Genomic DNA, 12,505 nt, shown 5'->3' with positions numbered 1-12,505 from the left:
GCACAGGTTTATGTTTGGAGTTTTTATAAAGCGACCGGTAATGGCAATTATGCTTTCTGTCATGATTGTGTTTTTAGGCGTATTGTCGATTTTCTCTTTGCCGACATCGCAATACCCCGATATTGCACCACCTCGTGTACTGATCTCACTGGCTTACCCGGGTTCGAATGCAGATGTGCTGGTAAAGTCCTCGTTGGTCACCATCGAGCGTTCTATCAACGGTGTGCCTGGTATGAAATACATTGTGTCTGACGCCACCAGTGCCGGTGAAGCGACAATCCAGGTCATTTTCGACCTCGATGTTGATCCCAATCAGGCGCTGATGAACGTGAAAAACCGGCTCGATCAGATAATGAACCGGTTACCGCAACTTGTGCAGCTTGAAGGCGTTGTGGTTAACCGCGTGCAGCCTAGCATGCTCATGTACATCAATGTATACAGTACCGACAAAGATGCTGATGAGAAGTTTTTGTATAACTATTCGAATATCAATGTCATTCCTGAAGTGCAGCGTGTGAAAGGCATTGCCAGTGCCAAAATACTAGGTAGCCGCCAGTATGCGATGCGTGTTTGGCTTAAGCCTGACAGAATGCGTGCCTACAACATCTCCGTCGATGAAATAATGGAAGCCATGGATGAGCAAAGCTTAATTGGTCGTCCTGGTCGTTTGGGCAGAAGTTCGGGCATTGATGCGCAGTCGAAAGAATATGTCTTGGTGTATGAAGGCCGTTACAACAAACCCGAAGAATATAAAAATATCATTATTCGCGCCGACTCAGACGGCAAATTGCTGAAACTTGGCGATGTCGCCGAAGTAGAATTGGGCAGTGAATTTTTTGATATTTATTCAAACAAAGATGGCTATCCTTCGGCGGCCATTGTGCTTAAGCAAAACTACGGCAGCAGTGCTAACGAAGTTATCGATAACGTAAAAGAAAAGATGGCGGAGCTGGAGAAATCATTCCCCGCAGGTATGCATTATGAAATCAATTACGACGTTTCTAAATTCCTCGATGCGTCCATAGAACAGGTTCTGCATACGCTAGGAGAAGCGTTTGTTCTGGTTTCCCTGGTGGTATTTATTTTCCTGGGTGACTGGCGCTCAACGTTAATACCTATCATCGCTGTACCCGTATCGCTCATCGGTACTTTCTTTTGCATGCAGGCATTCGACGTAAATATTAATTTAATCACGCTATTTGCTTTGGTACTTGCCATCGGCATTGTGGTCGACAACGCCATTGTTGTGGTGGAAGCGGTGCATGCCAAAATGGAAGACGACGCCACCATGAATGCTTACGTGGCAACAAAGCAAGTTTTGGGTGAAATGGGAGGTGCTATTATCGCCATTACTCTGGTCATGGTTGCCGTTTTTGTACCGCTAATATTTATGGCCGGTCCGGTGGGGGTGTTTTACCGACAGTTCTCTATCACCATGGCGTCGTCGATTGTTATTTCATGTATTGTTGCCCTGTCACTTACTCCGGTGCTGTGTGCAATGCTGCTGAAAAACCATCATGGTCAGCCTAAGAAGCGCACGCCTGTCAGCAAGTTCATTGATGCATTTAACCGTATATTTGAAAAAGTAACAGGCCGCTATACCCGCATTATCGCTGCCATTGTTAACCGTCGGGTTGTAACAGGTATTGTGCTGATTGCGTTTATTGCCGGTACGGGATGGGTGAACCAAATCCTGCCGTCAGGCTTTATTCCCGGTGAAGATCAGGGCCAGATTTACGCGATAATTCAAACCCCACCCGGCTCTACACTGGAAGCAACCAATAAGGTGGCGCGGGAACTTCAGAGCATGGCGCTGGAAATTGAAGGCGTATCGTCGGTTTCTTCCCTTGCTGGTTACGAAATCCTCACCGAAGGACGTGGTTCCAATGCGGGTACCTGTTTGATCAACTTAAAGGATTGGGCGGATCGTGAACAGACGGTGCCTGAAATCATAGAAGCGTTGGAAGAAAAAGCCCATCACCTCGGTGCAACTATTGAATACTTCGAGCCGCCAGTGGTACCCGGCTATGGTGCATCATCCGGTTTGTCGTTCCGATTATTGGATAAAACCAATACCACCGACTACCAGGAATTTGATCAAATCAACAAAGATTTCATGGCTGAACTTGCTAAACGCAAAGAGTTAAAAGGCTTGTTTACCTTCTACGCAGCCGATTACCCACAGTACAAAATCGAAATTGATAACCAGGCCGCCATGCAAAAAGGCGTTTCCATTAAAACCGCCATGGAAAACCTGGACATTCTAATCGGTAGTACCTATGAGCAGGGTTTCACCCGCTTCAACAACTTCTTCAAAGTGTACACCCAGGCGGCACCCGAGTATCGCCGTTACCCAAGTGATCTGCTGGACTATTATGTACGCAACGAAGAAGGTGAAATGGTGCCCTATTCCGCCTTTATGAAACTGATTAAAACCCAGGGACCGAATGAAATTACCCGGTACAACCTGTATACGTCGTCTGCTATTCGGGCTGAACCGGCAAATGGTTATACCTCGGCAGATGCCATTCAGGCAGTGCGAGAAGTTGCCGCAGCCACACTCCCCCACGGCTACGACATAGGCTGGGAAGGACTGTCATACGATGAAGCACAGCGCGGCAATGAAGCGGTGCTCATCTTTGTGGTTGTTCTGTTGTTCGTTTATATCGTGCTCGCGGCGCAGTATGAAAGTTTACTGTTACCTTTTGCAGTGATCCTGTCTCTGCCCACGGGGATTTTTGGTTCAATGATGCTGCTCAAAGCCGTGGGACTAAGTAACGACGTCTATGCACAGTTAGGTCTCGTCATGCTAGTTGGCTTGTTGGGTAAAAACGCCGTTCTGATTGTGGAATACGCGGTACAGAAAAAAGAACAGGGCTTGTCCATCAAACAAGCCGCGATTGAGGCGGCTACGGCCCGGTTCCGTCCTATTCTGATGACATCCTTTGCCTTTGTTGCCGGACTCATCCCGCTGGTTATCGCGACCGGGGCCGGTGCGGTAGGAAATCGCACCATCGGTTCATCTGCTCTTGGCGGCATGGTTTTCGGCACCGTATTTGGTGTGCTTATCATTCCGGGCTTGTATTACCTTTTCGCCAAAATGGGTGAAGGTAAAACACTGATTAAAAACGAAGACCACATGCCACTGACCGAAACCTACGACTATAACCACGAGGAGGCTAAACATGATTAATTCATTCACTATTCGTAATACCGTTAAGCCACTTGCGTTAGCAGTCACAGCCGCCTTGGTGCTGCAAGGCTGCGCCATACCTGATATTCAAACACGAGACGCCCAGGTGGCACTGCCCTCGAATTATCAATCATCGTTATCGAGCGAGCACGTGAAGATAGATTGGAATGAATGGTTTGAAGATCCTCACCTCATCGAGCTCATCGACACCGCGCTGGCAAACAACCAGGAAGTGGCCATGATGTTACAACGCATCAACATGGCGGCGAACGAAGTTTACGCCAGAGAGGGGGAATATTTGCCCAGCGTGTCGGCGGGGGCGGAAGCTGAAACCGGTAAAGTGGGCGAATATACTCGCGACGGTGCCGTGGAAGAGCAATTGCATATTCACGGAGACAAAGACTTCCCCGATCCTCTGGCTAACCTTCGCCTGGGACTCAATGCATCGTGGGAGTTAGATGTGTGGCATAAACTGCGTGATGCGTCCAAGGTGGCATCACTTGAATACCTTGCCAGCATTGAAAGTCGTCAGTTCTTCATTACTGAAATGGTGGCTGAGGTAGCAAAAACCTATTATGAATTGCTTGCTCTGGATAACCACCTGAGTAATTTAGATGCCACCATAGCGCTGCAAAAAAATGTGCTAAATACCATTCAAAAGCTTAAGCAATTCGGGCGTTCATCTTCCCTGCCCGTTGCGCGCTTTAACGCGGAGGTAAACAAAAATTTAAGCGAACGCTATATCGTGCAGCAAGAAATTGTTGAAACCGAAAATAAACTGAATCTGCTGCTAGGACGTGCACCGCAGCACATCGAACGCGATGCGGATCAGTTAATGTCGGCCAAACTGCATAAACCTGCTGCCGGGGTGCCGTCGGAATTATTAAGTAATCGTAGCGATATCCGGGAAGCCGAACTGGAATTAGCCGCTGCGAAACTGAATATCAGTGTCGCAAAAGCCAATTTCTATCCCTCGTTTGCACTTCATGCGGGAATAGGTTTGGAAGCGTTCGATGCGAAATACCTTTTTAACACCCCAGAGTCGGTAGCATATTCCTTGTCTGGCGATATTTTCGCGCCGCTCATCAACCGGCGTGCCATTGAAGCGCAATACAAAGATGCCAGTGCAGCGCAAATTCAGGCTGCATACGAATACGAGTACACCATTGTACGCGCCGTGTCTGAAGTGTCTTCGGGGCTATCGAAACTCGACAACCTCAACAACAGCTTTGCATTGAAAAGCAAACAGATAAAAGCACTAGATCAGTCTGTAGATGTAGCTAATAAGCTCTTCGCATCGGCGCGAGGTGAATATCTTGAAGTTCTGCTTGCTCAGCGGGAGTCATTGGAAGCTAAAAATGCGCTCATCGATACCCGTAAAGAGCAGCTAACGGCACTGGTTGAGCTTTACCAGTCATTAGGTGGTGGATGGAAAGAAGCGGTATCTGAAAATGCCAATCCTACTGGGATTGACAAAAATACCGGTTAGCTCGCCCTGTTAACCCGTTAAGTTAACGGTGTTCTTGAAGACCAGAAAAAAGCCGGCTCGTAAACGAGCCGGCTTTATTTTTAAGAGCAACTTATTGACTAGTTTGCCACCACCGATGTATCCGTGATCGGGATAACAGTCGCATCGCTAGACAGGAATCCCGCTACTTCTCGCTGCATCTCAGTTGTCGCTGCGGCACTTGCTTCAGGACTCAAGCTTGATGCGTGCGCACCTTGATTGAATAACACCAGTCCACTTACCGGATCGCCCGTCGCCGTTACACTGATTTGCTCCAGGCCAGCGATAGCAGCAAAAGGAGCCTGACCTGCCAGAGGCAGCGAAGTCGTTACCGGAATTACCTGATCAGGTAAGTTTTCACCACCATCACCGACCACGGTCATCATGTGCACTGGTGTGGTCGACGTCATAGTTTGCGCATAGTTGTTCGGATCACCCGCATCCAGCACGGTTTGTGCAGCAAAAGCAAACTGCGACAGCACGGCTTGTACTTCCGCGGCCTGGGCCTCTGTCACATTCTCTTCAAACACGGCGACGGCGGCCACGAGTTGCTCCTGCGTCACATCGGCTGTGCCATAAAGTTGTACCAGCAAGCCCTGGAAGTCTTCAGACGCCTCGGACAGAAGCAGCCCTTTGATCAGCGGACCAAAACGCGGCGAGTCAATTAAAAATTGCGCAACACCACCACCTGGTGATTCCAGAGAAGCAGCTTGCACTGCATACATGCTGTCGAGTGCCGCTAAATCACCACCCATGGTTGAATTGGTTACCGCTGCAAAGTCAGCGCCTGTTATTGCGCCTAACGATACACCCATGAAATACACACGACTAAGATCAAACTGTGCCGCACTCATGGTGGTCATATCATTAACCGCATTTAAGCCTAATCGCAGACCCAGTAAGTCAGACACACTCTGACGCACATTGTCACGAGCCGTTGGCAGCGACAGCAGGTTCATATAATGCGTTGCACTTACCGTGGTTGCATTGATTTCATCCGTACCGTCACCGTTTAAGTCAAAACCACGACTACCGTGCAGCGGGTGATCAATGGCAACGGTGGCAATACCAGCCAGTGACAACGCACCTGTAATCGCCAACATATCTTCTTTCTTACTGGTAATGCCGTGCATCAGAATGGCTACCGGCCAACCCGCTTCAGGTTGACTGATTGGGAAGCCTAAGCCAGCCGCCACAGTGGGTTCTGGTACGGTTACCTGCACGTCTAACGCTTGAACTACATTTGTCTGTGGTACAGGATTAAACTTCGTGATGTTCCGAGCCGAATCCAACATCTCACCATTTACACGAAGGTCGGCTAATCCGATCTGTTCGCACAAGGTATAATTGGGCCCCGGTGTCGCGGCCGCTAACGCTTCATCCGGTGCGCCAGCAAGCACGATGCCGCTATCACAAGCTGCTTGCCAGAATCCCGTGGTGGGAGCTAATGGATCTTCCGCAGAAGGCAACGCCAGGTAATAAGGTAATGAAACACTTCCCTGATAATGAGATGCAGCACAGAATGGCCCCGCCTGGGCTAAAATACCTGTTGAAACACCCACCGCGAAATCATTAAGTGCGCCCCATGTACCCGCCATCGCACCAGACGAGGTGCCAAGTAAGCCCGAACAGGTTTGTAGACTGTCAAACCCGCCCGCCGCCAGCGTGGCTTCAATGGTAGGGATAAAAGCAGCGAACGCTTCAGGTAACGCCGCAATCCCCTGTTGAACCGCACCCGCTAACGTTGCATCATCAACCAGGTTTAGCGCTTCCATCGCATTGGTCGCGCCCTCGGGATCAGTAATCGTGATTACCGGTAATGCTTGCGCTGCGGTAGGGTCTCCCGCTGCTGCACGGCCAGCAAATTCCGCCACCATGACACGCTTCACCGAATTCAACGCAATGTCTGTGCTTTGGGTGGTAAAGGCCGAAACATAGCTGATGTCTTCACGGGCGTAGCCCATATCAATGATGGGATCGACTAAGGAATTAACCAATGTTTGTAACTGTAACTGCGCCGATGAGCTCAGTGGCAGTGTATTAATATCCTGTCTCACTAACTCCCAGGAAGTTGAACCCATCACACCATTACCACTGCTGTCTTTTAAGTCGGTTGTCATGACCAGCATGTAACCTTGTGCAGGTTTCAGAGGTTGCAGCGGTACCACAGAAATCGTGTCGCTATCGACCAGTGACAAAACATAGTCCACACCATACTGAAGCTGATCACCTACTTTACAACCCGACGATGGAATGGTCAGGCTGGCACAATCAGGATCGCTTTGATCTAAACCTAACGTCGCTTCAAACAACATAATCCCATCAGCCAATGTCGAAGCATCGAGGGAAACACCGCTCGGCGTCGTCACCTCAATAACGAACGGATGTTGTGTTGACCACCCATCCAACACATTCAATGCGTTTTGTGGATCGGAAAAATCAGACGGGTCGGCAACAGGAATATTGAGCGTGTAATCAAAGAAACCGTCATCACCGGGCAGCATGAGTAAATCGTTAGGAATGTTGAGATCGCCCGCTGCCGGGTCAAAAACAATGCGAGAAAAAGGCGTCTGGACCGGCGTATCAGCCTGAATGTCCTCGAGTGTGTCTGAGCCACCACAACCCGTTAGACCCAGTGCCAGGGCCACACTGGTACTAATAAAGAGTTTTCTCATTTTTTCTCCCTTAATAGGCTTTGTTGTTATTGTGCTTCATGGATAAAGTCATGCACGAGTCACTGCTTGATAAAATTATATCGTTGTAAAACAACCAATGTTCAAACAAGTATGACCAGTTGAGTATGGCTTAATATTATGAGCATTACCCAAATTTTGCAAAGGTTTGTTAACAATTAGTAAATTAAATTTAATAACCTAAATTCTTCAGGGAAATTTCATGACTAATGGTTTACAAGTGCATGACGCTGAGTATTATCAGGTCACTCAAGGCGCTGCGCCCTCAGTAGTGTCGAATCCAAGGTTAGAATCTATGCCCACTAAATACCAGGCAGCTGAAGAATTACTCGAAAATAAAATTATCCTGATCACTGGCGCAGGAGATGGTATTGGCGCTGAAGCAGCCAGAACTTTCGCCCGTTTTGGTGCCACCTGCATTTTATTAGGTAAAACGGTATCCAAGCTGGAAAAAGTCTATGATGACATCGTTGAGGCCGGAGGCCAGCAGCCAGCCATCATTCCGCTGGATTTAAAAGGGGCGACAGCGAAAAACTATCAAGATATGGCACAAACTATTATTGATCAGTTTGGAAAGCTTGATGGTGTATTACACAATGCCTCTATGCTTGGTCACTTAAGTGCTTTTTCAGACATTCCTGAAACGGAGTGGATGGATGTGATGCAGATAAACGTGAACAGTGCTGCACTGATGACGCAAGCGTTGATCCCTGCGCTTAGAAAAGCGCAGCATGCTTCAGTGGTATTTACCAGTTCGGGTGTGGGCAAAAAAGGCCGCGCATTTTGGGGCACTTATGCCGTGTCTAAGTTCGCGACAGAAGGTATGATGCAGGTATTGGCTTCAGAATTTGAAAACAGGGGGTTACGTTTTAACTGTATCAACCCTGGTGCAACCCGCACCAAAATGCGCGCTAGCGCCTATCCTGCGGAAGACCCAATGACCCTGAAAACCCCTGCCGATTTGATGCCGGTTTATCTTTACCTCATGGGTGATGACAGTTTGAATGTGAATGGTCAGTCAATTGACTGTCAGCCGAAGTAACGAAAGCAGAAACAGTACTTTTTTAACATTAATCGGGGAGCTTAGCGCTCCCCGTTTTATTAGGTGATTCAGATGACAGATTTATCACAATTCTGCTGTAGTTTCATCATCGCCTCGGCAAACGCTTCGCCAAGATGAACATAACCTTCTGATGTATAGTGCCAGCCGTCTGCTACATGCTTTTCATTATCGAGCGTGGTGACAAACGCAGCACATACGTCGTTATCAACAAAAGACTTCTGCGCTTTCTGAACAATCCCGTGATAATCCATGCGCTTGCCGTCAGTTTCATCCATACCAGAGTCCGTGATTTTGCCAATGACTACCGGCAAATCATCATCCCGCAATGCAGCGCGGATCAGTGTCATCAATTGTTTTAGGTTTGCTTCATAAGCTTCTGCCACTTCTTTACTTTCCGCTGCATCAGACTCTCCCTGCATCCACACGATGCCAGCAGGCACTAGCGTATCCAGCTCACCATCTAAATCAATATCAGTCGGCTCAAAAGCAAGGCGTAAGGCGGTCAGAAAATGATCGTATTGATTAACTCCGGTTTTCTCTTTGTAAAAAGGAAACCAGCTGCCGTGACCCACACCTTCGGCAATGCCAGAACCACCTTTAGCATACTTGATAATGGCTAGAGGTTGATTGCCGTTTACAGAATAGAGCTGGTGCCCAAATGAGACTTCTGGACCAAACGTATCACTATAGAGACTTACCCGGCCATTGGATTTAAATCCGGTGCCCGTTCCTGGCTGCAATGGTCCCCACACGCCTTTTCCTCCGCTGGCATCATCATCTGACACCGCATTGCCGGTGAACAAAAACACATGCTCTGCAGGCTTGCTATGTAACGGCTCAAGATCTTTGCTCTTGCCATAGCCCTCCATGTTTGATTGACCGCCTAAGAAGTACACCGGAAAGGTTGCTGATACCGCTGAAAAAGATAAAAGTGTGGTAATGGCCAGAATTCCGCGTTTCATGATGTTCCCTGTTATCAACGTTTTTTACCAGATTACGCAACCCTGCAGCCGGCATCAATCAGAAATACGCATAAAAAAACCGCAGCGGTGCTGCGGTTTAAAATAAGAAACTAATAGTCAGTTAATGATCAGTAATTAATCGGCAATTTTCGCCCAGGAGTCACGTAAACCCACTGTTTGATTAAATACTTTTACGCTGTCGCTACTGTCTTTGTCTAAACAGAAGTAACCGGTGCGCTCAAACTGCCAGCCACCAGCGGCAGGATTCTCGCTCAAACCTGGTTCTACAAAGCCAGACTTAACCACTAACGATTCTGGATTAATGGCGTCGACAAAGTTCTCTTCAGCAGCAGGATTGGGCACATTAAACAAACGGTCATACAAACGGAATTCCGCTTTATCTGCCGCTTTGGCATCAACCCAATGAATAACGCCTTTCACTTTTCGGCCATCGGCCGGATCTTTACCCAAGGTTTCGGCATCGTATGTACAGAAAATGGTAGTGATGTTTCCTTCCGCGTCTTTTTCAACACGCTCAGCTTTCACTACATAGGCATTACGTAATCGCACTTCTTTGCCAAGTACCAAACGCTTGAATTTCTTGTTCGCTTCCTCGCGGAAATCTTCCGCTTCGATCCACACTTCACCACTAAACGGAATAGTACGGTTACCCATACTTTCGTCATTCGGATGATTCGGCGCTTGGAGCTGTTCACTTTCACCGGCAGGATAGTTCTCAATCACCAGCTTAACCGGCTCCAATACCGCCATTGCACGCGGTGCGTTCACGTTTAAATCATCGCGGATACAGGCTTCAAGCATGCCCATTTCCACCATGTTATCCATTTTGGTTACACCAATGCGCTTACAGAACTCGCGCACCGATGCCGGCGTGTAGCCACGACGACGTAAACCAGCGATGGTGGGCATACGCGGGTCGTCCCAACCACTCACATGATTTTCTTCGACCAATTGAATAAGACGACGTTTGCTCAACACCGTGTATTCAAGATTCAAACGTGAAAATTCGTACTGTTTAGGCGTACATTCTATGGAGATGTTTTCAATGACCCAATCGTAAAGACGACGATTATCCTGGAACTCCAGAGTACACAGTGAATGTGTGATCCCTTCGATGGCATCTGAAATACAGTGTGTAAAATCGTACATGGGGTACACGCACCATTTATCACCTGTTTGATGGTGATGGGCAAACTTCACCCGGTAAATTACCGGGTCACGCATACACATGAACGGCGATGTCATATCAATTTTTGCACGAAGAGAGCACTGACCCTCGGCGTATTCACCCGCCGTCATTTTTTCGAATTCGGCGCGGTTCGTTGCCGCGTCGGTATCACGATATGGGCTGTTCTTACCTGGCTCGGTTAATGTACCACGCAATTCTCGCATGGTTTCCTGAGAAGAGAAATCAACGTACGCTAAACCTTTATCGATGAGTTCGAGGGCGTAGCCGTGCAGACGCTCGAAATAATCTGATGAATAGCAAGCCTCACCACTCCAGTCAAAACCCAACCAGTGTACGTCTTCTTTAATAGAATTAACGTATTCGATGTCTTCTTTTGCCGGATTCGTATCGTCGAAACGCAGGTTGCACGACCCTTGATAGTCGCGAGCGATTCCAAAATTCAAGCAAATGGACTTCGCATGACCTATGTGCAGAAAGCCGTTAGGCTCCGGTGGAAAGCGTGTTTTGATAGAATCATGTACACCCGCCGCAAGATCTTTATCAATGATCTGCCGGATAAAGTTGCTCGGATGATGTTCCGTTTCCGCCATTCGCCGTTTCCCCTTTATTGAAAAGTGTTTTTTGCAAGTTATGTAATGAGTATAACCCGTTGCCAGACAGGGCTCTATGATTAATTAAACTTGTCGTAAACAAGCGGCTAAAATACCATCGAATACGGGATAAGGGGCGATTAACTCAAGCGATTCCTTACAACTTATGTGGTAGAATACAACTTTCGTCACTTTACGTTTTCCAGGCATGAAAGAAAAAGCCACGTCTTTTGATATTGCGCATATGGCCGGTGTTTCGCAATCAACTGTGTCCAGAGCACTGAGTAATAGCCCGCTGGTGAATAAAGAAACCCGCGAGCGCGTTCAACGTATCGCCAAGCAACTCAATTACAAAGTGGATAAAAACGCCAGCAACTTGCGAAAGCAGAAGAGCAATACCATTGCTTTATTGCTATTTGAAGACCCCACCACCGACGATTCATTGATCAACCCTTTTTTTCTCAATATGTTAGGTAGTATTACCCGTGCCAGTGCGGCAGCGGGTTACGACTTATTGGTGTCGTTTCAGAATCTGGATGACGACTGGCACGCCGAATTTGAAGATTCCAAAAAAGCGGATGGCATCATTCTACTCGGCTACGGCGACTACACGGCATATCGCGATAAACTGGCCCAGCTCGAAGAGCAAGGCACGCACTTTGTCCGATGGGGAGCCAAAGACAACGACCATCCTGGTATCAGTATCGGCTGTGATAATTATCAGGGCGGTTACGATCTCACCCGACACCTTATTCAACTGGGCAAAAAGACCTGCGCGTTTATCGGTGATGCTGGCGGCCACGCCCCCGAATTTTTAGCCCGCTATCAAGGGTATCGCCAGGCATTGGTCGACCACGGAATCGCTGTAGATACATTTGTAAGACTCGACGCCAACTCCACCGACGAAGCAGGCTATAAGGCTACGCAAACTTTGTTAAACGCAGGCAGTCCACTGCCCGAAGCCATTGTGTGCGCCTCTGATCTCATCGCCACCGGCGTGTTACAGGCCTTAAAAGAAAACGGCTATCGGGTACCGGAAGATGTGGTGGTAACCGGGTATGACAATATTTCTATTTCCGCCTTTACCACACCTGCACTGACCACCGTGCAACAAGATACACGGCTTGCTGGCAAGTTATTGGTATCCAGTTTACTTAAAGCCATCAATAAACAAGCCGTTGAAGGTTACCTGATGCCTGGTGAGCTCATTATTCGCGAATCCTGCGGCGCTTCGCAGCGTCAAGCGTAGTCTCATCACGAGCCCTAAAACAAAAAGCAGTCGTTTCT

General features: G+C 48.1%; 7 protein-coding genes. 4 read left to right on the top strand and 3 right to left on the bottom strand.

Annotation, left to right across the window (positions count from 1 at the left end; all coding sequences use genetic code 11):
* Positions 1–10 precede the first annotated feature (10 nt).
* Together ACXAFQ_RS08850 and ACXAFQ_RS08845 are read left to right on the top strand one after the other, a co-directional pair.
* The gene (locus tag ACXAFQ_RS08850; RefSeq protein WP_474820215.1) at positions 11–3,193 is read left to right on the top strand and encodes an efflux RND transporter permease subunit; all 3,183 of its coding nucleotides are present in this window, start codon (positions 11–13) and stop codon (positions 3,191–3,193) included.
* Positions 3,186–4,682 (top strand): TolC family protein, encoded by a 1,497-nt coding sequence (locus ACXAFQ_RS08845; protein WP_474820210.1) that lies wholly within the window; start codon positions 3,186–3,188, stop codon positions 4,680–4,682. Before ACXAFQ_RS08850 ends, ACXAFQ_RS08845 begins: the two co-directional genes overlap by 8 nt.
* 98 nt (positions 4,683–4,780) lie before the next feature.
* On the opposite strand, the gene ACXAFQ_RS08840 is transcribed toward ACXAFQ_RS08845, so the two are convergent.
* Positions 4,781–7,375, bottom strand: coding sequence for a VolA/Pla-1 family phospholipase (locus ACXAFQ_RS08840; protein WP_474820206.1), 2,595 nt, complete (start codon positions 7,373–7,375; stop codon positions 4,781–4,783).
* Between the two features lie 313 nt (positions 7,376–7,688).
* On the opposite strand from ACXAFQ_RS08840, the gene ACXAFQ_RS08835 reads away from it, so the two are divergent.
* Entirely contained in the window at positions 7,689–8,435 is a 747-nt protein-coding gene (locus tag ACXAFQ_RS08835) for a YciK family oxidoreductase (RefSeq protein WP_070124280.1), read from the top strand.
* A 68-nt stretch (positions 8,436–8,503) separates the two neighbouring features.
* On the opposite strand, the gene ACXAFQ_RS08830 is transcribed toward ACXAFQ_RS08835, so the two are convergent.
* Both ACXAFQ_RS08830 and glnS read right to left on the bottom strand, forming a co-directional pair.
* A complete protein-coding gene (locus ACXAFQ_RS08830) occupies positions 8,504–9,418 on the bottom strand; it encodes a sialate O-acetylesterase (protein WP_474820204.1) in 915 nt (304 codons plus the stop codon).
* A gap of 135 nt (positions 9,419–9,553) precedes the next feature.
* Positions 9,554–11,218, bottom strand: a complete 1,665-nt coding sequence (glnS, locus tag ACXAFQ_RS08825; RefSeq protein ID WP_474820202.1) for a glutamine--tRNA ligase — start codon at positions 11,216–11,218, stop codon at positions 9,554–9,556.
* Between the two features lie 208 nt (positions 11,219–11,426).
* On the opposite strand from glnS, the gene ACXAFQ_RS08820 reads away from it, so the two are divergent.
* Positions 11,427–12,467, top strand: coding sequence for a LacI family DNA-binding transcriptional regulator (locus ACXAFQ_RS08820; protein ID WP_474820199.1), 1,041 nt, complete (start codon positions 11,427–11,429; stop codon positions 12,465–12,467).
* The last annotated feature ends 38 nt before the right edge of the window (positions 12,468–12,505 follow it).

The sequence above is a fragment of the Alteromonas sp. ABH2_165 genome, from assembly GCF_056159945.1.
This window is presented reverse-complemented; position numbering and strand designations above follow the sequence as displayed.

Coding starts and splice junctions, on each gene's coding strand:
- ACXAFQ_RS08830 (WP_474820204.1), bottom strand. CDS start 9,418: ATGAAACGCGGAATTCTGGCCATTACCACACTTTTATCTTTTTCAGCG.
- ACXAFQ_RS08840 (WP_474820206.1), bottom strand. CDS start 7,375: ATGAGAAAACTCTTTATTAGTACCAGTGTGGCCCTGGCACTGGGTCTA.
- ACXAFQ_RS08835 (WP_070124280.1), top strand. CDS start 7,689: ATGCCCACTAAATACCAGGCAGCTGAAGAATTACTCGAAAATAAAATT.
- glnS (WP_474820202.1), bottom strand. CDS start 11,218: ATGGCGGAAACGGAACATCATCCGAGCAACTTTATCCGGCAGATCATT.
- ACXAFQ_RS08820 (WP_474820199.1), top strand. CDS start 11,427: ATGAAAGAAAAAGCCACGTCTTTTGATATTGCGCATATGGCCGGTGTT.
- ACXAFQ_RS08845 (WP_474820210.1), top strand. CDS start 3,186: ATGATTAATTCATTCACTATTCGTAATACCGTTAAGCCACTTGCGTTA.
- ACXAFQ_RS08850 (WP_474820215.1), top strand. CDS start 11: ATGTTTGGAGTTTTTATAAAGCGACCGGTAATGGCAATTATGCTTTCT.